The organism is Flavihumibacter sp. UBA7668 (genome assembly GCF_002483205.1).
Lineage (GTDB): Bacteria > Bacteroidota > Bacteroidia > Chitinophagales > Chitinophagaceae > Flavihumibacter.
On record NZ_DLHM01000001.1, the window covers coordinates 723,858 to 747,429 of the forward strand.

Below are 23,572 nucleotides of genomic sequence, written 5' to 3' on the forward strand. Positions count from 1 at the left end.
TCTTCTTCCAGCTCTTAGAATTTAATATTTGCCCCCGCTGTTAGAATTTTCACCTGCGGAAATGTTGCAAATCGGGTGTTGTCTATACCTCTTTCAGGATCTGCTCCTTCAAAATTGGTAAAAGTGATCAGGTTGTCTCCTGATACATATAGGGTGAGGCCTTTGGAACTTATTCTATCTGCTATCTTCTTAGGAATTGTATAACTCAGATAAAGATTCTTCAATCGTAGATAGGACAGATCATTCATGTAATAGGTGCTGGGATATCCTGCAACACCGGCATAATCCCAGCTATAATACACTGCGGGAACTTTATTGGTGGGATTGCTTGGCGACCAGGCATTCAGGAATTTAGCAGGTGGTGGAGAATTCTGGATAAAAGGATCAACACCCCATCCTTTCAGGAACATATTCTGACCTTCCACACCCTGAAAAAATGCTGATAATGCAAAGCCCTTCCAGGCTGCGTTAAACCCAAAAGAATAGGTAAATTTTGGAAAGGGGCTTATTGTCATCCTGTCCTCCGGTCCCACAGTTCCATTACCATTTCGATCGGCTATTTTTAGGTCACCTGGTTTTAAAACGCCTGAATTTGGTTGTTTCGCCCAATTGTCAATTTCTGCCTGATTTTGAAAAACACCCACCCATTCGTATAAGTAAAAGGATTGGAAAGGAAGTCCTATTTCAGTAAGAAGATCAGGGCCACCCGCACTTCCTCCCAAATTTCCCACGGATCTGGCCAGAACATTCGTTACCTTATTTTTGTAGGCAGACAATCTTGCATTTACACCATAACTGAATTTACCGATCCTGTTTTGATGTCCCAATTCAAATTCCCACCCGTAATTTTCCATTGAACCAATATTACTTATCGGTGCAGAAAGCCCCATACTAGCAGGCACATCAAAACGTTGCGTAATAATTCCGCTTGTTTTCTTGGTGTACCAATCAACTGATGCTGAAAACAATCCACGCTGGATCACCAAATCCAATCCTAAATTGCTAATTTTTGTGTCTTCCCATCTAAGATTGGGATCTACTAAACGGGTTTTTATAGCACCGGGCGTTAATGAACCGGCAAATGGATAGGTAGTAGTTGATAGAATATCCTGAAAGGCATAGTTATTTCCTATCTCCTGGTTACCTAATGTACCTACTGACGCACGAAGCTTCAGATCGCTCAGAAATGGCAACGTATTTTGTACAAATTCTTCTTCACTTAAGCGCCAACCGGCAGATATACCATTGTAAAGATTCCAGCGATTGGCAGGCGCAATGCGAGATGATCCGTCATACCGTAAATTCGCTTCTAACAGATATTTTTCTTTATAATCATAATTGACACGTCCAAAAAAAGATTGCAGTGCCCATTCCTGTGTATTTCCAGCCGTTGATTGATTTACCGGTAAACCAGCATTTATTTCAGAGAGTGCTGAATTAGGAAATCCGGTTCGCATACCTGATAAAAAAGGACTACGATTATCTATTTGCTCGTAACCTGCCAATGCTTTTATATTATGATCATCCGCAACAGTTGTATTATAGGTAAGTGTGGAATACAATGTTTTTGTCACTGATTGCGACATCTGCTGCTGCAGCCCTAAGAAATTAGAGCCTGAATTATCAAAAAATTCGTATTCACCATTGGCATTCGGCTGATATAAATATTGAGGTACCTCAAACTGACGGTTCCTATATTCCCTGTTATAAAATGCTATAGCTCCTTTCGTTTGCCATTGCAAACCTTTCACCAAATCAACATTTACAAAAGCCTGGGCATTAACTGTATAATCTTTATAGGTTTGACCACCATTATTTATTACAGAAGTAAAACTTCGCTGGCCTGATTCGGGGCGGTATGCTCCTACTGCAATTCTGCCGCTTCCGTCTGGAAGATATGCACCATAAGTTGGACCACCATGATAGATTAACAATACTAAATCCTGGTTGGACAACCATGGTTGTATAATATCTTCATAAGACATATTTACGGTTCCTCCAACAGTTACTCTTTTATTTACTTTTGTTGAAAGGTTCAGTAATACGTTATATCGTTTATAATCATTTTTTGGTAAAATCCCATCCTGCGTTAAATAATTAAACGAGAGGTTATAGGTTGTTTTTTCTGTTCCGCCGGAAAAACCGAGTCGGTGGTTCATGATTGTTGAATTCTTGAATGCAAAGTCTAACCAATTAAAATTGGGATATTGTATATTGTCCGTTGCATTTCTGTACGCTTCAATCTGCGGCTGGGTATAAATGGCACCCAACCCTCTTCGGGCTCTGGCATCATTCAACATCTGCATATAAGTTGCAGAGTGATAAACCAAATCTGGTAACACGGTGGCACTGCTGGTTCCTATACTGGTGCTATATTCCATTACCGATTTACCTTTTACACCCTGTTTTGTGCTAACAAGTATAACACCATTTGCAGCCCGGGATCCATAAATAGAAGCGGAAGCCGCGTCTTTCAATACAGTTACATCCGCAATATCTTCAGGGGCAAGATTATTAAGTGAGGTTACGGCTACACCATCCACCAATATTAGTGGCGCTGATGAACCGGTGAAAGTGCCACGGCCTCTAACCAATATATCACTTGATCCTAATCCTGGCTGTCCACTATTTTGGCGGATATCCAGCCCTGCTACTCTTCCCTGTAAAAGATTGGTAACATTTGGTGCGGGTCGTTTAACCAGCTCTTTTCCTGATACAGTTGCCACCGCACCCGTAAGATTAATCTTCTTTTGTGTACCATATCCAACCAGTATAACCTCACCAAGCGTATTGATTTCTTCTTCAAGTTGGATCGTTATCGCCTGGCCTGCCGTGGCTACTATTTCAATCGATTTATACCCAACAAATGAAATAGCAATTCGAGCTGTATCCTTGTCTGCTGCTAAATTAAATCTGCCTTTTGAGTCAGTGGTAGTAGACAGCCCGGAAGAAATTAGTACAATGGAAGCTCCGGTTAATGCCTCATTTTCGGCATTCGTAACAATGCCAGCTATTGTTTTCTTTTGAGCATGGACATGGGTTAGTGCCAAAGAAAAAAAGAAAAGTAAGAATGTAAATTTCATATGCAGTCAGTTTAGGGTTTTTGATAAAATCCTATTCCGAAATTATAATCACATATCATCGATTCAATCATCGAACTGGCAAAAAACCCATTGGGAACATTCCCATTTTGTGGGATCGTTCCCAAAAAACGGGCAATAGATTTGGTAAAATAATTCGATGGATTGTGAAGCTGAGAACTAATTTCAGCTTCTATTATTCGTGGTTGCCGGCCTGGTAGAATCCCTGATGATCAATTCAGTTTTCAATACTTTAATTATGGGCTTCCATTGATTTCTAGGGCGGTTGATCTGGTCTACTAATAATTCAACAGCAGTAGCACCAATTTTTTCGGCAGGTTGGGAAATAGTTGTGAGTGAAGGTTCAATAAGTGCAGAAATACTATCGTTCGTAAAGCCTGCTACCGCAATGTCTCGGGGTATTTTAAACCCGGCTTTTTTTATAACCTGAATTGCTTCAATTGCCGTGGGGTCATTAATAGCAAAAAGTGCATCAGGCCTTTTTTTAAGTTGCAATAAATGATTGACGTATATCTTAACTTTATCCATATCAAGATCATATGGAATTATCAATTCATCACTGACCTGAATTTTATATTTTTTTAATGCTGCCAGATAGCCGTTTAATCGTCGGCTACTCATAGAAAGTGTACTGGGTCCCGCCAAATGAGCAATCCTTTTCTTGCCGGTTTTGATCAGGTGCTCCACTATGCGAAAAGCAGCATCATAATCATCAACAATTACTCTGGGTGTTTCCAATTCTTCACAAATACGATTATAAAAAACAACGGGTATACCTTTTCTGCCAAAAACAGAAAAGTGATCGAAATTTCTGGTTTCTTTTGTCATGGAAATCATCACACCATCTACCTGATTGGCCAGCATCACTTTAGTATTCTCCACTTCAGTTGCATAACTTTCATTGCTTTGGCTTATAATCAAATTATATCCAGCCATTGCCGCCGCTTCCTGAGCACCGATAATAACCTTAGGAAAGTAACCTGTGATAAATTCCGGCACTATTATCCCCAACGTGTTACTCTTTCGGGTAATTAAACTAAGTGCATGCATATTCCGCTGGTAATCCAGCTTCTGAGCCAATTCTAATACAGCTTCCTTGGTTTCCTTTTTTATACTGGGGTGCCCTGTAAGCGCTCTGGAAACCGTAGATTTTGAAATATTCAGGAGTTTCGCTATATCAACTATTGTTGTCTGATGCCCTTTCATTAGTAAATAGATAATATTTAACTTCTGCCACTTGTAACAAAAAAAGGGATAAAGGCTTCAATGTCCATCTAAAGTAAACGATTCCGGGTTATAAATGGATATTTGAGTTGCATTTACTTTTTGAACACAAAAACTTACCATATGATTAATCAGGGGGAAAATTATAAGCGTCAACTATTTATCAATCTGCCAGTTTCCAATTTGGAAAATTCCTGTTTATTTTATTTGAAACTGGGATTTACCTTATATCCATTGTTTACGGAACAGGATCAAATCTGCCTGGCATGGAGCGATAGGGTATTCCTAATGCTGCAATCAAACTCATTTTTCAATGCAGGTAATGGCAAATCAATTACTGATACAAAAAGATATCTCTCCGCAAGTTTCACTATTCCTGTAGAGAGTGTGGAACAGCTGAACAAAATAATCGAAACTGCGTTGCAGGCAGGAGGTAAAGAAGTAATTCCGGCAATAGAAGAAGTTTTTATGCAGGTCAGAACAATAGAAGATCTGGATGGCCATACCTGGGGAATCCTCTATTTGGACAGGGATAAATTCAGCAAACAAAAAGCACACCGACCAGAAAATGTAACACTACAGAAGACCCGTGCCGAAGACCTGGATACCTTGTTTAGTTTTCAGTCAGATCCGATTGGTGCTTATCTCGCAGCGTTTATGGCCAAAGACTATCTGGAACATACAGCGTATATTCAAAAGTATACCAGGTTACTGCAGGATCCCACTATTAATAATCAAACTATATGGTATAATGATTCAATCATAGGCAGCATTGCAAAATTTGTGCTGCAGGGAGATAATGAGATCACTTATTGGATTGACAGAGCTTATTGGGGAAAAGGTATTGCGACAAAAGCATTGGAAATTTTTCTCGGCATTGAAAGAACAAGACCCCTGATAGCCCGTGTTGCATTCGATAATTATGGATCTCAACAGGTGTTGGAAAAATGTGGTTTTATTAGAACAGGTAAAGAAAGGGGCTATGCAGTTGCACGCCAGGAAGAAATTGAAGAGATAATTTATCAGCTCAATTAAAACCACGCATTTAATGTAATCCACTCCAAGGAAGGCCAAAATCATACTTCCTAAATCTAAAATCTTACTTCTTATTTCTCACTTCCTCTGGTGGTCCCGACAGGAATATGCAAGTAGTTGATAATGTGGCGAATAAATAATTATTGTAAACGGTTTTGCTTTAACACTATTTTTAAGCAAATGCAGTTTTGAGGGATTTAAAAAAGTTCGTGATAGAGCGGGATTCGAACTTAGTATTCGAATTATTTGAAAACCAAAATATTTTCAGTGGAGTGGAAGCTTGTTTTGAAAAATCTTGTTACAGACGCTACCGAAACAGTACCGCAAAGCAGCGTAAAACTGAACAATGGCAAATGGAAAAACGAACTGTTGGAATACAACTTTCCCAATGATGGTAATTTATATGAGCTCACCGCAGAGGCTGAAACGGTGGATATGATGGGAAATCGCTCGGCAAAAAAGCAGGTGTTCAATTATTACAGCCAAAAAATAATTTTTACGAATGATGCGGCGCAGATCGCTGGCTGGGCGAAGTCGGCCTCACTGAACGAAAAAGCGCAGGTTAGCCTGCAGCAAAAAGCCAGAGACCTTCAAAGCAAATCGTATACGCCGATAGGCCTCTTGCAATTTGTAAAGTAAAATAAATGGTTGGTTTTGGTTCACATGTATTCAGAAAATTTGTCATCCAACTGTCCTGGAGTATAGGGAATTATGTGTATTAGTGGAGAATTATGGACATTATTTATAAAAAACTATTGTCTGAAAGAACTTTCCGTTGTTAATGGCAATTGCAGACTTAGTGGCTCGATTCTTTTAAACAATGTATCAATTTTAGAATGTAGAGATGGGTTCGTTAACCGGTATAGTTCTTCTAACAAATCTGTTGAAACAGGTTTAAGATTCGGATATTTATGTTTCTCAAAAAAACTTTTAAGTATTTCATTTACCTTTTGCTCACCTATTAATTCACTTAATAGATACATCACTACAGATCCTTTTGAATATGAAATATGGGTTTCTCCTGCCTGAACCTTATACAATGGTTGTTCACTTGAAAAGCCTTTGCTGAAGGAATAAATATGGAGGTGCATTTTTATTCGATCCAACATTTTTTCCTTACCATGCATTTTTTTGAGCAACATCATTTCGGTGTACATGGCCAATGTTTCTGTAAGCATGGCCGATCCATCTCTGTCGTCAGGATTTATTTGATTATTTCCCCACCACATATGAGCTAGTTCATGCCCGGCTAATTCATTGATCACATCCTGTTGCTTATCTGCTTTAATATTAGCGTGAAAAATCATGTTTTCAGTCATATAAATGGTAGTAGGATAAGCCGTAGCTGCAAAGCCCCTGGTAAAGCCGGATACTTCTGCAAAGCGGATTGTTTTAAAAGGATAGTTCCCATAATTAGTTTCGCAATAGTCCATGGTTAATCTTGCGTTGTATAGGAGATGATCTACATTCTCTGCATGTGTCGGGTGATAATAGATCTCAAAACTCTTGCCTTTATAGTTTTCTTTTTTTACTGCATATTGAGCAGAAGATATAGCAAACCGAAACGGAATTGGATCATTGCTTTTGTACTGAAAATAATTCCTGTTTTGTTGTTTCCAGTTTTTGGTTAACTCTCCAACGCCAAGGGCTGTTTGGTTGGCTGATGTAGAGATCGTCATATCAAGTGTAATGAAATCATCATTTATAGTCTTCGGTGCGTCAAATCTTGTGTTGACCGATTTGTCACCCATTTTGTATTTTTTCCTGATTACTTCATCTTCAATTTCATTTTCCATTATATATCCAAAATGAGGATAGTATCGGCTAATACGCATAAAGGAACCATTTTCAACAATAGCATTAAATGATTGATGACCATTAACCACCTTCCACTGGTAGGAAATATTGAAATGAAAAGTTGCTTTTTGATTTGGCATTAAAGCTTTCTGAAGTGCAAGAACCTGATACTGATCTTTGACTGCTATTATTTCATCACCAATTTGAAGGGTTGCACTTTTTATTTTAAAATCATTCGCAAAATTAACCAGGATGGTGTCGATGTTTGAATTAGTTTTGTTTGCAAGTATATAGGTGCCTTTTATATAGTAAGCGTTCTCTTCCGGAAACAAATCTACAGTTGTAACGATATTTGTAACGGTTGGTTGTGGACGGTTGTTGTATTTACGATACTGCCTTTCATAATTTGCCTGTGCTGTTAAAACAGCTGTTTCGCTTTTAGGTTTATATCCATCCAATAATTTTATTCCGGTATAAAAAGATATAGTAACAGCCCCAATTAACAGCATCCACACCTGCCAGCTTCTATTGGCTTTCTTTGCCAGGTTGTAGATACTGAGTAATGCTATCAAGCAACAAAGCCCAAAGAATATTCCTTTTAAATATGCAGAACCATACAAGCCAAATCCATTCATATCACTGTAGTTTGTCTGAATGACGCGGAATATTTTCACCAGGGGATGCGTGATAAAACTTTTACCAATGGATGTTGCCATTATAAAAACGAATAGTATAGCAACGCTCAATCCAATATACTTCCTGTTGATTATTTTTTTTATCAATAATAGAAATCCGCTCATTAAAGTCAACGGTAGTGTGATAAAAATAAAAAGGCTGCCATACACTTTCCATTCAATAGCCGGATAATTATATAATAATTGAAATACAATTCCTTCAATAATTAAAACAACGGTAAAAATTAATGCTACCACCATCAATGAGATCCACTTTGCAAAATAAGCAGTTGAGGTATTGGCGGTACTGTTTTCAATCAGGCTAAAACGAACAGTGTTGCTTCGCCAATAAATATCAAATGAGTAATACAATAGTATGATCAAACCTAATTCATAAAAATGCTGAATAATTGTAGTGGTCATTAATCCTGAGCTAACATATTGTTGAGGAATTCTGAGGCCCTTTTCAATTGCTGCATACATTTCCATTCCTATCGTAAAAAGTACATACAATAATGCCAATATAAACGGAATGCTTTTTACAATATAAGTTAAATATATTTTATAAAATGAAAGCAACGATTTTGCCTGAGCCTGGGTATTATGCTGTGTAGGTATTCGTTTATAGCTGAAGTCCAAATTATTCTCGTGTGCGCTTTCTTTTGATTTGGATGTGTGCTTTGATTGTTTTTTTGAAAAACTAAATTTTATAACACTTATATAAAACAGCAATAAAGAGACGAGTACGACAATAATTCTATTTAAGGCAAATAATCCATTTTTGGAAATCAATTGTGTGTTTCTCTGTTCAACTGTCCAGGTTGATGTTTGATAAAAGTATGCAGACATCCCAAACGGATCAGCAATAGCACTGATAAACCTTGCTTGTTCTGATTGGGGCAATGAGCCTGCCATTAAAGGTGAACCCGAATAGATGAGGGTGACCATATATATCATGTACAACGATAGTCCGCTAACATAAATGATCAGTTTGTTTTTTGAGATCCATCCTGCAAAACTTAACACAGCTATTATAAAAAGCGTATTGATGAATGTGAACAAGAGAACAGGTTGTATATAATAGAGCAATGAAACAGACTCATTTTTTAGGGTGGATGCCGCTAATTGATGGCCGAATAAAAAGCTTCCTGTAAATAAAATGGTTGGTAAAAAGCTGATTATTAATAAGGATGCAAATCTTGCTGTAACAAATTGACTTTTCCTGATTAGAGTGCTGAAAAATATCTGCTGAAAATTATGGTCCAGCTCTATGTTTGCATACCGGGCTGTAAAAATGGTTGAAAATAATATAGCTGATAAACTGAAGAGTGCGGTGATATAAGAAATTTGGTAAGGTGAATTTTGATATACACTTTCGCTTATTGTAAAATGTGCATCTTTTCCTATCACTACGCCCAATGCAACAATCAATATAAGCAATACATAGGTGCTCCATCTTTTGAAGAATCGTTTTATATCAAATAAGAATAAGGCAGTCATGATTAATTTGAATGCTGGTTAAGTATAGAGAAATACACATCTTCCAGAGTTGGGTCTATGAGCTGGAACCCATCAGGCATTCTATCGGCCATGATATGAATATTCAGATTGCCGGTTATGAATTGTGAGGATATAACCCGGTGATCACTTTTATAGCTGTCAAGCTCCTGCTTTTTTATTTGCTTTCGTCCGATGCGTCCCTGAAGGCCTGAAATCAAATCATTGGGACTGCCTTGTTGTAAAACAGATCCTTTATTGATAATGGCCATCTGCGAACACATATTGCGAACATCTTCCACGAGATGTGTGGAAAGAATGATGACGATATCTTCTCCCAATTCACTGAGCAGGCTGTTAAACCTGTTGCGTTCTTCCGGGTCGAGTCCTGCCGTGGGCTCATCTACAATAATAATCTTCGGATTGCCCAATAATGCCTGGGCAACGCCAAATCTTTGTTTCATGCCACCTGAAAAAGTATATACTTCTTTTTTCCGATGAGCATATAGATTCACTTTTTGTAGAAGTGATAATATTTGTTCCTTTCTTTCATGGGCGTCGGTAACTCCTTTCAAAATAGCCAGGTGGTTCAACAGGTCATATGCAGCAATTTTGGGATACACTCCGAATTCCTGGGGTAAAAAACCCAATTGTTTTTTAAGGAAGAAAGGATCATCCTCAACATTTACATTGTTGAAAATGATTTCGCCACTATCAGCAGCTTGAAGACCTACGATTGTGCGCATGAGCGATGATTTTCCGGCGCCGTTTGGTCCAAGCAATCCAAACAAACCATTACTTATTTCTAATGAAATGTTGTTGATGGCTTTCACTCCATTGGAGTAGGTCTTGTTCAGATTTTTGATCAGGAGTTTATTCATGGCAAAACGTTTAAGTAAAAGAATTCCAGGCAATACGGTCGTCCTGCATAACACAAAGGCAAATGCATCGACCTCCACTTTGATACTTAACTATTCGAAGAGAGTTTACACCAGGGTTTTTCTTTTTGTTAGGTAATGACAATTTTTGCCATTAATAATCTAACTCTTCCAACAGGGAGTTTTCCTTTTTTCTGCTATTGGCCTATTATCCATTCATGTGCATAACAAAGATATAGTTTAAATACTGTATATGGCAATACATAATACCTTGTTTGGCTTATTAAACTGTTGAATGGTCAATTTTATGGTATAATCGGTCATTGACCCGCAGCAGCCTGTTTAACTGGTCATATTGATAGGAGTTCCCTACTGTTTCACCATTGTTCAGGAGTCCAATGGCATAGGTTGCCTGGCTGATATTATCACGACCCGGATTCAGGTGCTGGCTGTTTACTCCTTTCAGCCAACCCTGCAGGGTATAGGCATAATCAATGCCCTGTACATTTTGCTGACCAAGTATGGTTCTGGCAAATGGTCCATGCAGGTAGTATTGGTACCTGGCCTCCTTGTTCCACTGCGATCTATTATACGGGACGCCAAAAAAACACCCGTCCTCACCGGACTGGAACAGTCCGTAAAAGAAGTCAATCTCATGAGTTATAAGATCATCGCCATGCCCACATTTAAAAAATAGATCAAGCGGCTGGCGAAAAAATATCATTCCCGCGCATAATCCTTTTCTGTGCATTCTTAGGCTGATCGTTCAAATCTTTCACCCACTCCTGAACAGCAACTATATCGCCTTTAGCCGGGATACGTAATGCAGGATTCAGTACATTTAGGCCAAAAAATATCCATTCTACCATAATTTGGAATAAATTATTTCCAACTTTGGCATATATGGTAGTATTATATTTATATTTGGGTTATAATATTTCTAATTATACTATTTATGGGTTAAAATATTTCCAAATTATAATAGATAGGGGGATTAGGAGGAAAAAATCACCATGAACAGGCTACAAGAAATAATTATCGGATCCAAGGAACGGTCCAAAGAAATCGGAAAATTGGAGAAACTGGGGCTGTTGCGAAAAATAGCCCCCAGGGTATATACCTCCAGTCTAGAAGAGCCTCCTGAAAAGATCATTCGCCGTAATTGGTACCGGCTGGTCTCTGACCTGTTTCCAGATGCCTTTCTAAGTCACCGGAGCGCATTAGAAAGAATGCCGACACCGGAAGGGCATCTTTACCTGACCCGTAGCTATAAAGGATTGGTAGAATTGCCGGGGCTAATGCTCCATTTTTCAAAAGGTCCGGACCCTCTCGAAGATGATATTCTCTTTTTTGGCAATCTTAAAGCATCCGGCCTTTCGCGAGCCTACCTGGAAAATCTTCAGCGATCAAAAAGAGTGGGGGGAGAATCGAAAACATTAAACAGGGAACAATTAGAAGAAAAAATTGAAGGATTTCTGCGCGTAAAAGGAGAACAGGCATTGAACGAGGTGCGGGACCGCGCCAAAGCAATTGCACCTGCACTTGGAATGGAAAAGGAGCTGGCCGACCTTAAGCAACTCATCACTGATCTTCTCGGTACAGGACTATCAAAGCGACTTATCAGTCCCATTGCAAGAGCACGCGTACTGGGTGAACCGGTAGATCCTGACCGCATCCAACTTTTTGAATCCGTTTATGAAGAGTTGACAAAAAAAGAATACCCGGATTATCCAGACCCCAATAAGACGATCGGATCTTACCAGAATTTTGCATTTTTTGAAAGCTATTTTTCCAATTATATAGAAGGAACTGAATTTACTGTTAATGAGGCCAGGCAAATCATTACAACATCAACTCCCCTGCCATCAAGGGACGAAGATTCTCATGATGTTCTTGGCACGTACCAGATCGTCTCCAACCGCAAGGCAATGTCCATCGTGCCGGCTACGCCTGATGATCTGTTACGATTATTAAAAGAACGTCATGCCATCCTGCTTCATGCCAGAAAAACAAAAAACCCCGGCGAGTTCAAGGATAAAAATAATCGTGCGGGAAGCACTGAGTTCGTAGATAAGGAACTGGTACCCGGTACGCTTAAAAAAGGATTTGACTGGTACTCACTAATACAACATCCTTTTGCCAAAGCAGCTTACATGATGTTTATGATCAGTGAAGTCCATCCATTCCTCGATGGCAATGGAAGAATGGCGCGTGTAATGATGAACGCGGAACTTAGTGTAAAAGGAATGGCTAAAATCATCATTCCAACTGTTTACCGGGAAGATTATATGGGAGCATTAAAAAAACTAACCAAACAGCGGGATGCTGATGCCTATATACGGATGTTACAGCGGGCATGGGAATTCAGCAGTAATATCTATAATGAAGACCTTGATGCAATGGAGAAATATCTTGTTTCCCGTAATGCATTCCTCACGCACAAGGAAGGATATCTAAAAATAACAGAAGCTCGTTGAGCTTATCCAACAACCATGAAAAAAAACAGCTTTATTATCAGTATATCGTTAATGCTGATCATTCTTTACTCTTGTGGCGGTGTAATAGGTAATATCAAAAAATACCGGTTCGAGACCACTTCAGTGGATTCTGTCAAAGCAGCCGTTGCCAGAGTCTATCTCAAACACCCAGAATATAGAAATTTTGATACTACAAAATTTCAGGAAGGAAAAGACCTCGGAGACGGAAGCTACTATTGTAGAATTAAAACAGACGATCAGGATTATTTCTTTTGTTTTGCATATGTTCAATACGATCCTCCGAATGATACATTCATTGAGATCGCTTTAACAACAGCAGCGAAATATGGAGAAGTGATGTAATTGGCCAAAGATATTGGATATTTTAAAAAAAGAACCTATAAAAAGATTTTTGAAGAACAGTTTATTTCCGAAGTACGCAAAGAGTTATTAAAATAAGAAAGAGGCATTTGCCCCTTTCTTATACCCAATTCATTACTTTATATTATGCGGGTCAGGTTTTACATTTCTTTTTGGCAACTCCCCCTTTAACGCAGGGGCCGATAATATCCAACCAAAAAAACCTCTTACCACTTTTGCTGTACTCGCTGTTTCTGGGCTTACAGGTTTGCCTTTGATGTTATCCAACGCCCCTTCTCGGGATTTTTGAATAACCTTATTGGCCGAGTTTACCAACGTTCTATCTGCCGGTGCAATTTCTCTATTAAAAAAAGCATCACCTGCACCTGCAGCATCAGCCAGATCATAATCCATATCATGTCGCATAGCCGCAGCATCTACCTCATCTTGAGGTTCCCTTCGATAGGTCGTATTGATCTTCGCCAGCTGCATCTTTATAAGTAGGGTTATTAAGACCAATGTAAACAGACATCATCAAATTATTTGTACCAACCGGCATTAATTCATTATCACCTTGCACATATTTCCCTTCGTAATTTCGTCTCATATTCAAGCGATTACCTGACGCATCATAGTATTGATACTGAACTTTGCCTAATTCAGCAGATGCCATTGGCTTGCCAGTTCGTTTATCATATACTACTGGCTTCATATTATCGCCCAACCCAACCATACGAATCTGACCATTATCAATTTTCCTTAATAAGGTCGCCTTCCCATCTTCATATTTATAATGAATAATGTATTCTTCCAGGCCGTCGACATCTACTGTAACTATTGGTTTGTTGCCTGCAAATTGATACGGTGTGTACCAAGGATAATCTTTAGTCAATGGATCTACACTTAGGAACCTTCCCAACCATGGATCGTAGATGCGCATGCCATAATCCTACTGATTGCCCGTTCCTCAAATTTCATTGTCATTCTCTTTTCCATTAAATCCATAATGATAGGAATAAATAAGATAATCATTTCACATTCACTTAATTTCCAATATTTTTCTTCTCGACCCAAATTAAACTGTCTGGAAATATCAGATCATATTTCTCGAAATCAGATGGGAAAATTAGAAGATCATTTTTTGATGGATCTTTAGAATTATAAATTACTGGAAAATTACGTTTTATCAAGTGATTTGCCTTTGCTTGTAACCTGCCATCACCCTTAACACTGTTTATCTTAACATCTCCCACTGTAAAAGTATAATCTCCAAGAGTTGTTTTTCCTTTTTCGTACCTTATTTGAGTCAATGTACCCGTGGTTATCGAAGGAGAATCTAGAATTTCAGATACATTCATTTTATTTTTTGACAATGTATATGTCAGCGCCAACACCAGAACGATGACTGTTGAGATTCCCCATTTAGTATTATTGCTTAGTTGCATTCATAAAATATTTTCTAGTTCTTTTTACTTGAATCGCTTCATTTTTTCCGATTTCCTTCACGAGGCTTTGAATAGTAGCAATGGTAATATGCTTACCAATTTTCGATTTCCCCATTCCAATTTTTCCTATTTCCTTATTGGGAATTCCCAGGAAAGCTTCTATTCTTGTTACCCATTGTTCTAACAACTGTTTTCTATGAACCACAATTAATGCTGGTTGCTGTTTGTCTGCAATAATCTTTAATCCAATTACTGTTTTCCCTGATCCGGGCGGAGCAACCAGCACCCCCATTTCCTTTTTATGTACCGCTTCAAGAGCTGGAAGCTGGTAGTTTCGTAAGGATGATTGAAAATTAAACGATGTCGGTATTTTCTTTTGCCTGTTATCTTTAAAGCTGTAAGAAATGCCGTTTTCCTTACAAAACCTCAATAATTTACCCGCAAACCCCCTTGGTATTACGACTTCATATTCAGATTCATCTATACATCTGAAATAACGTTCTGTTCCAAAAGTATTTTTTCCGGCTTTCTTTTTTATAATGAATGCATCATTAGCGAAATTCAATTCATCTTTTAAAAAACTGATAAGTGCAAAGGGTATTGCAGACCGGTTGAGTCGTAAAGTATTATCTAAAGTTATTTGCAGGCCTCCATTATTACCGGATTTATCTGTAATTATTTTGCTGTAGCCGACATTTGAAATTGCACTGTAAATTTCATCCAGCTGTTGAATATTCACCCTTTCAATTTTTGACAGATAATCCCATTGATCAGGAAATGGAAGGAGGGTTTCCGGATCTATGAAACAACTATTCCCAGTGTTTAATGCGAGCCTATGTAGTGGTAAAGCAATTAGATTGCCCAGTCCTTTTCCCGAACGCGAATCCTGATTGGGGAATAACCTGTCAAAGCTAGAATTTTTATCAAATACTGAAATCACCCCAGATTCGGCAAGAATCGACAGGAATATTTTTCTGCTTTTAAACGCAGCATAAGCCTGACTGAAAAATATCCACACATGTCCTCCCTTACCCGAGCGGGAACGCTCCAGATAGGCAGGTATGTTGTTCGCCTGGCAATATTTCAGCATTTTTTTGCTATCAGCAATCCAATTTTGTTCATCAAAGTCCGCAGCTATAAACCAGGAGGTATTGTCCTGTAACAAAGGATATATTCCAATAAGCTGCTCCCCGTTAAAATGCCTGATAAGCTGGGCATCTGTAAGAGGCAAATATTTTTTATCTGTGTACGACTGAAAAGTGCCCCCACTCATCTTATGTGCTCTTAATCTGTTGGGATCATACAAATAAGCTGGCATATAACCGCTCTTTGCCACCCCGCCTGGTGAACTGGCCGGGATTTCCCAACGCATTGCAAAAACATCTTCCCGGTCCTTGAAAAGAGAACGAAAAAGTTGTACTTTTTTATCGATGTTTAACTCTTCCAAATGAGTAATTACTTTTTATTCAACTTTGAGAGCATGTAATGGGTTAGAAAATAGCCTCCTGTTTTTTGGCTACCTACATATTCTACCAGGGATCTCATTTTTTGCATGTCCCGTTTAATTGTTACCTCCGATACATTTAATTTATCAGCTAACTCATTTATTCGTAAGCCTGGATTTCTGTGTAGCAGTAGGATTATTGTTATAAGGCGCTTCTTTATTGTATCATTTACAGTATCATTTACAGTATCATTTACAGTATCATTTACAGTATCATTTACAGTATCATTTACAGTATCATCTATGGTAATGTCCTTCCCGCCGGGTAAAGGAATAATGGTTTTGAAGATTTCACCTTCAATAAAAGCAGCTTTGCCTCTGCCTGCATATTCTTTCATTAATCGGGTAGTAGTCAATATCCCGGAACCCAACTCTTCTGCTCTTCCCAATAGAATGAAGAATTTGGCTATAAGTGGATTCTTGGGGAAGGGGACGAAATTAGACGGATCAATGGGACCTTCGCCATGGGGATTATTGGCATTTGCGGTCTCAACACGGTCGGAATAAATAACAAAAGTCGCGGGTGCAGCATTCGTGTATTCCCGGTGAATAATCAGATTTGCTGCAATTTCCCGAAAGATGGTGGCGCGAAGGCTTATACGTTGATCACCTAACAGGTAAAATTTATCCGGCAGGTGCCTATTTATAAAATCCATCAAAAGCTCATAGGCTTCAATAAGATTGGTCTGAATTTTTAGGCGGTCATCATAACGCTCGATGTTATTTATTCTAAGCAGCGCATCAATTTTGAAGTGAGGAATAATATGTTGAATAACCTCATCTTTTCCAAGTAATAAAGCAGCAGCCAATGTAAATCCTTCCTGGGCAGACAGGTAATCCTTTTTCCATAGTCCGGAAATTTCCATCATCTGCCGATCATCCAATGCCAACCATGGGTGAGCCGGATTATTACTACGAATCAGATTCCGTATTTTAGGAAAAAGCTCCTGCTTAAAATCTTCCATCCTTAAAGCAGGATAGATAATTCCTTCCGTATAATGATTGCGCTTACGATTCGCCATTTCAGCAATCCGATGAGGTTGTTCTACTTTAAAATCACCATCATTGCTTCGGTCGTAAATGATCTTACCAGTTTTATGTACCTGCGAACTTGCCGGTACCTGAATATGAATAATTTTACGGCCATCTATGTCATATAACTGCGGAAAAAGAATAAACGGCGAATCGAGCTTTAGCGGGTTGTTGGATAGGTTCACCAAATCGGTTACCATCTTTGAGATGGCAATTTCTTCAACTCCTTTAACTGTTCCATTATCACCAACACCTAATAAAATATCACCGCCATCCCGGTTAAGCATAGCACAGATCGTTTCAAAAAGGTTACCAGGCAAAGCCATGGCAGCCTCCTTAAATTCAAGATGTATGTCTTCCTTTTGTTTTAAAGGTGTTTTATTCGTGCTGTATTCATCTGTTCAGCAATTTAATTACAATATTTTCAAAGTATTGGTAACTAAATTTTTAATTCCTGTGGTGGTCGCGACTAGAACCAAACCATACCGCAGATCCTCCATTTAACCCATCACGAAACTGCATCTCCAGCTTTTTCCAAAAAAAACCTGAAATACCTGTAATAAATACGAAAAAAAATAGACTAATAATATAAGGGGAATTCATTCTGACCATTGCCGCAACAATGGAGCCGGTGCAACTAAAGAATTTACACAGAGGAGTTTTCTCTTAGTTCTTTGACATATTGGAAAATTGAACCTTAATCGCTTCTTCAATTTATACTCCCGCATATTTGCAGGATCCAATGATGGTTGCTGTAAGAACCAAATCGTACTTCCTACTTCCAACTTCTCACCTCCTCTGGTGGTCCCGACAGGAATATGCAAGTGATTGATAATGTGTTGAATAAACCAATATAGTAAACGGTTTTGCATTAACAATAATTTAATCAATCACAGTATCAGTTATAAGTTGGCTAGAAATATATGCACATAAACAATAATAATTCCATCTCTCCATGAATCACTCTGGAAAATCAACTTTTAAGCACCTTGGAGAAGAACGTATTGCAAATAACAAAAATGATTTAGATGATATATCATATTTTAACTTATTTAATTAATAAGTTAAAATACAATTTAGGTTGAAATAACTCTTGTTTTTGCAATAATGTCGCCTATCCTCTTTTGCTCTTTGTTAGTTAGTGTAACTATAAAAGCAATAATTCCAAAAGACAAATTCAATTCAATAGGATCAAGTATACGTCTTAAAAAGACTTGTCTAATGGTAAGTTTATCGGTAAAATCAGAAATTACCCTAAGTCGAAAAACTAAATGTCCAATCGTTGCAGAAAAAAAATATTCAAATACTATAAAATATAAGAAAGCAAAAAATAGTGGTATATAAAATAATGGCCCATTCATGGAATGGGAACCGTTAGTATTCTGCTTTCCAAAGATTATTAACACAAAGATCAGAAAAAATGTTATCAACATGTAATCCAAAAATGTAGCCAGTATTCTCTTAATAATCATAGTATTTTGTATAATTCATACTCCACTATCTGATTGAATGCCGATTAATATTAAAAATAAATTTATGTCATCAGTATTATCCAAAAGCTCTAATGTCCATTTACCACCAAATGTCCAATTCTTTCGATTAATTGTCAGTTCTCCGACTTTATGGTTATTCAAAAACAAATCGTACCAAATTTTGAATAACCCATAATTAGAAACTACGGAATAAACTCTATTTCCAAAAAATAATATATGCTTTGTTCCTTCTCTCCTTATTGAAAGATCCGGAAAAATACTAAAAATAACCTCATATTTAATTCCAAATATTTTCTCCAGTTTTCTAACTCTAAGAACTAGCTCTGTGTTTGAAAAAACTTCGCAATAAGTTTTACCCCACATTTTATAGGACTTTTTAATGGTGAAAAGAACATCATCATCCTTTAAAATGTGGACTTCATAGGAATTATCCTTTAAATAATAATTACTCATGTTCTATTCTTAAACGTAACTTAAACTCTCCGCCTAAAATTACTCTATATGTAGCACCTAATTCCAATCCATGAAAAGATTCTTTATTTTTAGTTGAGATAAAAGCAATTCTGCTGAAGCAACTAAAATACAGTATTTGAGTCGATGGTCAAGAAGTCAATTGTAGAGCGACAACTTATCCCATATAATCCGTGTAATGTAATCTGTAATTATTAACACATTCAGGAAAATCAACCCAAACGCAGGGTCGTGCTACTGTATTATAATGATTCGCATCATCGAACGAGCCCGTATGCGAACCAGGAAAAGGTTGTAAAGGATTTCCTCCAACATTAATACCGTTAAGAAGCGCTCCAATGATTTCATCATGTCCTATAAATTGATAATACCAAATTGAGAAGTAACCCGTTGTTCTAGCTAGATCGACTATTGTTTCGATATCAGTAGATGGTACGGCACTCGTATATTTATTAAATTGCCTTTGGGCAATATCGGCCACTTTCAAGCGATTATCCCACCTGTCATCTTTATCAGAGTAATTAACATGGCCCGGAACTCTATCCAACCCAACCAAGTCAATAAAAGCTTGGGCCCGGGTTAAATCGTTACCTCCAACTCCGGCTTTAATTTGTACTAACCCGCCTCCGGTTATTTCTATATAGTTAATAAGATTATTTTCATGTGGCATGTGTATATACCGATTGAAAAGTGTACCATATTCCGGTTGAAAAGTGTACCACCTGGAACGGGTAAAAACCCGTCCATTTGTGTTGAAAACAAATGGGCACAAAATGCTGGATGTGGAAACGAATCATCAGATTATTTTACTTTATTATCGGGAAAAGCGAAGTATCCGCCAGATTGCTTCGCAATTAAAAGTTCACCGCAATACAGTTAAAGACAAGCTTGATAAATATGAGCGGTTTAAATCGGCACCTTTGGAGCAACAAGAGGATCCGGGTAATCCGGTTGGTCAATACCTTCAAAAAGGCCCTTCCTATGACAGCTCCAGTCGTGTTAAACGCAAGCTCACAGCTGATATTATCGATATTATTCATACCTGTTTACAGGAAAATGAAGCAAAACTTCTGGATGGCCGTCAGAAGCAACGGATGCGTAAAAGAGATATTCATGAGCGAATTTTAGCGGCTGGTCATCACATCAGCTATTCGGTTATTTGCGACTACATTCAAAAAAAGCTTCGCAGCTCTCGGGAAGCATTTATTCGTCAGGGTTATACCGGCGCACAGATCTGTGAGTTTGACTGGGCTGAAGTAAAGCTCAAATTGGATGGCCAGTACCGTCGGTATTACCTGGCCGTATTCACCAGTGCCTTTAGTAATTACCGGTTTGCTGTATTGTTCCATCGTCAGGACAGTCTTGCTTTTAAAGAAGCACACATCCTCTTTTTTGACCATGCCAGGGGAGTATTCCATCAGATGGTCTACGATAACATGCGGGTTGCCATTGCTCAATTTGTCGGCAAAACGGAAAAACAGCCTACTGCAGCCTTACTGGAACTCAGTCGGTGGTATCAGTTCAGGTGGCGGTTTTGCAATGCCGCCCGGGGTAATGAAAAAGGACACGTGGAGCGTAGTGTGGAATACATCCGCCGCAAGGTTTTTGCATTTAAAGATGAGTTCACCAGTTTTCAGGAAGCCCAGCAATACCTGAGCAGCCGGGTGGTGGAGCTCAATGCACGCGATCCGAACAAGGACCAGGATAGTCCGGCTACCAGACTGGAACTTGAGCGCAGCAAGCTGTACGCCTACCCAGGCAGGATGGAATGTTTTAGTGGTGAACACCTGCGCGTGGATAAATACGCCACCATTTGTTTTGGTACCAATCGGTATTCTGTTCCGGATCATTTAAGTGGCCGAATGGTTTTTGTAAAAGTGTATGCCAGTCATTTACGCATCTATGAAAACAATACCGTCGTGTGTACACATCAGCGCTCCTATGAGCGCTATGGCTGGCAGATCGACCTGAATCACTACCTCACTACCCTTCACAGAAAACCAGGTGCCGTGGCCGGTTCCGTTGCATTGAAGCAGGCTCCGGTCTGGTTGCAGACCATGTATGCGGATTACTTCCAGGGGGAGTCACGCGCTTTTATTGAATTGCTTCAATACTGCCAGTTACATGACATAACAGAACAACGACTTCGGGGTTGTGTTGATCGCTTAGTTCGTCAATACCCTTCGGGTATTACAGCAGAATATGTATTGGCTACCATTGGCAATCAGTCAGCAGAGCCCATACAAGCTGCCACTTCAGCAACAGCGGCAGATCCCATTGAACTACGTTCCCGGCAAAATCTGCTGGAAATGAATTCTCTGATGAATTTTAATTAATCACTTCTACTTACCTATCATATCATGAGCAAAGAGATCTTTGGACATATTAATCAAATCAGCATGGAGCTTCGGCTTCCAACCTTCCGCACTAATCTGGAATCAATTTTAATAAAAGCAACCAAAGCAAAAACGCCGTATGAGCAATTGATTCTGGAACTATTGCAGGCAGAATTAGAAACCCGCCTGGTTAACCGTAAAAAGGCTCAACTCCGCAATGCCGGCTTCCCACAACTAAAACACCTGCAAGACCTTGTACGAACCGAACTACCCACAGATGCAATGGATAAATTGCCTGTGTTGGAAACGCTGGATTTTATTACTGCCGGACAGAATGTAATCCTCGGTGGGAGCCCCGGAACAGGTAAAACGCATATTGCCATCGGACTCGGAATAAAAGCCTGCCATGCAGGGCATACGGTCCTATTTACCACTGTATCACGCTTACTTACACAAATCCGGGAGTCACATTCCAGCCGCACCTTGCGTAGTCTGGAACTTAAGTTTGAAAAATACGACCTCGTAATCTGCGATGAGTTTGGCTACATCTCTTTTGATAAACCCGGCGCAGAAATGCTGTTTAATCATCTCTCTTTACGAACCGGCATTAAATCCACTATCATCACCTCTAATCTGGCCTTTGATAAATGGAACGATGTCTTCGGTAATGATACGGTGTTGACAGCTGCCTTGCTGGATAGGCTAACGCACAAAGCCCATCTGGTCAATATGAATGGAAAATCTTTCCGGATGAAGGAAACCAAAAAACTGCAACAAGCTAAAAAATAAACAGGTGAAAGAATGCTCAGATAACCGGTGATATTCCTGACAGGTTGCTCCTCAGCAGAGCCCGCTTCCGCTTCTTACCGGTACCACAAACATACTGTAAATACTAACTACAAACGATCACAACAACAAAAAAAACAAACTCAAAAAAATGCAAAGAAAAAAGTACCAAAAAAGAAAGAAAAGGAATGGACTGTCGTCCAAAGTATTTTTCAGTAGTAGGTTTTAAAAGGCATAAATATCAAAGCATATTTATCTAAAATGAAACTACATTTACACCCCTACTGAGTGGTACAGTTTTCACCCGGAATGGTGGTACATAATTGAATCGGTACAAACATAACACTGAATTAGAGTTAATAGATGCATCAGAAAGAGGGGAATTAGTATTTGCTTTAACCACTCCCAATGAAACAATAAAATTCAAGCAGGTTCTTTTTAATAACGGGAAATACGATGACTTCAAAATCGAAAGATTCGCAGGAGCCAATGAAAGGTATTTTGTGAAAATAGGCAGGAAGCAGTACACAATTGAGGATTTCTTCTACGAAAATCCAGTGACATGGTGGTTTGTTGATGGCTCATCATTAACTGGGAACGAGTATGTAGAGTTAAAGCAGGTAATTCCAGCATATCCCAAGGAAAATATTATTAAAAAGGACTGGACAGGAGTAAATTTAAGCAGCGAATCACAGGGGGTTGACCCGAAAGTAACTGACTCCATACAGTATAAAATAATATCCGAATTAAAAGAAGGTGATTATGATATCATCTACGACGATGATTATAGCGGCGAAATAGCAGATATCATTTCTGTAAAACAATATGAGGAGTATATCAACATTCAACTTTACCACTTAAAATTTGCCCATGCTGGTCAACCGAGACAACTTATTGATGATCTTTACGAAGTATGTGGCCAGGCATTAAAGTCAATAAACTGGAAGTTTAAAGAGTCAAAAGAGTTCTTTGAACACTTATTAAGACGGGAAACTAAAAAGAAAAAAGGGAAGACTTGTTCAAGGATAGAATTAGGCACTAAAGAAAAAATAGCCTATTTAAAAGATATAGCAAGGAAGGGTTATCCCGTCGAGTTTGAAATGTTTATTGTTCAGCCCGGGCTTTCAGGTGACAATCCCAGTGCTGAACAATTAAGCCTATTAGCAGTAGTTAACTCGTATTTAAAGGGTAAAGCTGATATATCGTTAACTGTTATTGGTTCTTAAGCGGCACATCAAAAAACTATTATTACTTGTTAGGACTTTTTTATAGATCATAGATAGGTCCAATTAGCCTTTTGAGTCTGTCATTTTTGTGCTCAATGTGGCAACTCTCGCCAAGCAAATAAAGGATAGAGCCATTGTTACATCTATGGAAATTTATAACAGGTCAATCTGATTGGACATGCGTGGGTAGGAAGTTCTAACCTTAAATAATTTCCTTTCCAATTTTTTACATTTTA

Annotated in this window: 21 protein-coding genes; 7 read left to right on the top strand and 14 right to left on the bottom strand. The window is 38.6% G+C overall.

Features of this window, described 5'->3' with window-relative positions; all coding sequences use genetic code 11:
- Positions 1 to 14: 14 nt before the first annotated feature.
- Together B2746_RS03090 and B2746_RS03095 are read right to left on the bottom strand one after the other, a co-directional pair.
- Positions 15 to 3,083, bottom strand: a complete 3,069-nt coding sequence (locus B2746_RS03090; RefSeq protein ID WP_290790898.1) for a SusC/RagA family TonB-linked outer membrane protein — start codon at positions 3,081 to 3,083, stop codon at positions 15 to 17.
- Positions 3,084 to 3,266: 183 nt separating this feature from the next.
- The gene (locus B2746_RS03095; protein ID WP_349680603.1) at positions 3,267 to 4,322 is read right to left on the bottom strand and encodes a LacI family DNA-binding transcriptional regulator; all 1,056 of its coding nucleotides are present in this window, start codon (positions 4,320 to 4,322) and stop codon (positions 3,267 to 3,269) included.
- A gap of 126 nt (positions 4,323 to 4,448) precedes the next feature.
- On the opposite strand from B2746_RS03095, the gene B2746_RS03100 reads away from it, so the two are divergent.
- A complete protein-coding gene (locus tag B2746_RS03100) occupies positions 4,449 to 5,360 on the top strand; it encodes a GNAT family N-acetyltransferase (RefSeq protein WP_290790899.1) in 912 nt (303 codons plus the stop codon).
- Between the two features lie 267 nt (positions 5,361 to 5,627).
- Complete coding sequence (locus tag B2746_RS03105) at positions 5,628 to 5,999, top strand: hypothetical protein (protein WP_290790901.1); 372 nt, start codon at positions 5,628 to 5,630, stop codon at positions 5,997 to 5,999.
- Positions 6,000 to 6,112: 113 nt separating this feature from the next.
- On the opposite strand, the gene B2746_RS03110 is transcribed toward B2746_RS03105, so the two are convergent.
- From B2746_RS03110 to B2746_RS03125, 4 genes are all read right to left on the bottom strand, one after another.
- Positions 6,113 to 9,331, bottom strand: a complete 3,219-nt coding sequence (locus tag B2746_RS03110) for a M1 family aminopeptidase (RefSeq protein WP_290790903.1) — start codon at positions 9,329 to 9,331, stop codon at positions 6,113 to 6,115.
- Between the two features lie 2 nt (positions 9,332 to 9,333).
- On the bottom strand, positions 9,334 to 10,209 hold the full coding sequence (locus B2746_RS03115; RefSeq protein WP_290790904.1) for an ABC transporter ATP-binding protein: 876 nt from the start codon (positions 10,207 to 10,209) through the stop codon (positions 9,334 to 9,336).
- A gap of 280 nt (positions 10,210 to 10,489) precedes the next feature.
- On the bottom strand, positions 10,490 to 10,930 hold the full coding sequence (locus tag B2746_RS03120) for a hypothetical protein (protein ID WP_290790906.1): 441 nt from the start codon (positions 10,928 to 10,930) through the stop codon (positions 10,490 to 10,492).
- Positions 10,905 to 11,075 (bottom strand): hypothetical protein, encoded by a 171-nt coding sequence (locus tag B2746_RS03125; RefSeq protein ID WP_290790908.1) that lies wholly within the window; start codon positions 11,073 to 11,075, stop codon positions 10,905 to 10,907. Before B2746_RS03125 ends, B2746_RS03120 begins: the two co-directional genes overlap by 26 nt.
- Before the next feature lie 144 nt (positions 11,076 to 11,219).
- Here B2746_RS03125 and B2746_RS03130 point away from each other — a divergent pair, with 144 nt between their 5' ends.
- Both B2746_RS03130 and B2746_RS03135 read left to right on the top strand, forming a co-directional pair.
- On the top strand, positions 11,220 to 12,683 hold the full coding sequence (locus B2746_RS03130) for a Fic family protein (RefSeq protein ID WP_290790910.1): 1,464 nt from the start codon (positions 11,220 to 11,222) through the stop codon (positions 12,681 to 12,683).
- Between the two features lie 15 nt (positions 12,684 to 12,698).
- The gene (locus tag B2746_RS03135; protein ID WP_290790912.1) at positions 12,699 to 13,046 is read left to right on the top strand and encodes a hypothetical protein; all 348 of its coding nucleotides are present in this window, start codon (positions 12,699 to 12,701) and stop codon (positions 13,044 to 13,046) included.
- A 132-nt stretch (positions 13,047 to 13,178) separates the two neighbouring features.
- Here B2746_RS03135 and B2746_RS03140 read toward each other — a convergent pair whose 3' ends face one another.
- From B2746_RS03140 to B2746_RS03170, 8 genes are all read right to left on the bottom strand, one after another.
- A complete protein-coding gene (locus tag B2746_RS03140) occupies positions 13,179 to 13,457 on the bottom strand; it encodes a hypothetical protein (protein WP_290790914.1) in 279 nt (92 codons plus the stop codon).
- 28 nt (positions 13,458 to 13,485) lie between these two features.
- On the bottom strand, positions 13,486 to 13,983 hold the full coding sequence (locus B2746_RS03145; RefSeq protein WP_290790916.1) for an RHS repeat-associated core domain-containing protein: 498 nt from the start codon (positions 13,981 to 13,983) through the stop codon (positions 13,486 to 13,488).
- 103 nt (positions 13,984 to 14,086) lie between these two features.
- On the bottom strand, positions 14,087 to 14,488 hold the full coding sequence (locus B2746_RS03150; protein ID WP_290790918.1) for a hypothetical protein: 402 nt from the start codon (positions 14,486 to 14,488) through the stop codon (positions 14,087 to 14,089).
- Positions 14,472 to 15,935 carry a TOTE conflict system archaeo-eukaryotic primase domain-containing protein gene (locus tag B2746_RS03155; protein WP_290790920.1) on the bottom strand — a complete coding sequence of 488 codons (1,464 nt, stop codon included), beginning with the start codon at positions 15,933 to 15,935 and terminating at the stop codon, positions 14,472 to 14,474. The genes B2746_RS03150 and B2746_RS03155 overlap by 17 nt, the downstream gene beginning before the upstream one ends.
- A gap of 8 nt (positions 15,936 to 15,943) precedes the next feature.
- Positions 15,944 to 17,377, bottom strand: coding sequence for an RNA-binding domain-containing protein (locus B2746_RS03160; RefSeq protein ID WP_290791051.1), 1,434 nt, complete (start codon positions 17,375 to 17,377; stop codon positions 15,944 to 15,946).
- Positions 17,378 to 18,100: 723 nt separating this feature from the next.
- Positions 18,101 to 18,496, bottom strand: coding sequence for an RDD family protein (locus B2746_RS22800; protein WP_414655271.1), 396 nt, complete (start codon positions 18,494 to 18,496; stop codon positions 18,101 to 18,103).
- Between the two features lie 15 nt (positions 18,497 to 18,511).
- Positions 18,512 to 18,970, bottom strand: coding sequence for a hypothetical protein (locus B2746_RS03165; RefSeq protein WP_290790921.1), 459 nt, complete (start codon positions 18,968 to 18,970; stop codon positions 18,512 to 18,514).
- Positions 18,971 to 19,145: 175 nt separating this feature from the next.
- Positions 19,146 to 19,658, bottom strand: a complete 513-nt coding sequence (locus B2746_RS03170) for a hypothetical protein (protein ID WP_290790923.1) — start codon at positions 19,656 to 19,658, stop codon at positions 19,146 to 19,148.
- Positions 19,659 to 19,770: 112 nt separating this feature from the next.
- Here B2746_RS03170 and istA point away from each other — a divergent pair, with 112 nt between their 5' ends.
- The 3 genes from istA (at position 19,771) to B2746_RS03185 (ending at position 23,336) form a co-directional block, all read left to right on the top strand.
- A complete protein-coding gene (istA, locus tag B2746_RS03175) occupies positions 19,771 to 21,324 on the top strand; it encodes an IS21 family transposase (protein WP_290790925.1) in 1,554 nt (517 codons plus the stop codon).
- A gap of 24 nt (positions 21,325 to 21,348) precedes the next feature.
- Positions 21,349 to 22,113 (top strand): IS21-like element helper ATPase IstB, encoded by a 765-nt coding sequence (gene istB / locus B2746_RS03180; protein ID WP_290790927.1) that lies wholly within the window; start codon positions 21,349 to 21,351, stop codon positions 22,111 to 22,113.
- A 320-nt stretch (positions 22,114 to 22,433) separates the two neighbouring features.
- Positions 22,434 to 23,336 carry a hypothetical protein gene (locus B2746_RS03185; RefSeq protein WP_290790928.1) on the top strand — a complete coding sequence of 301 codons (903 nt, stop codon included), beginning with the start codon at positions 22,434 to 22,436 and terminating at the stop codon, positions 23,334 to 23,336.
- Positions 23,337 to 23,572 lie beyond the last annotated feature (236 nt).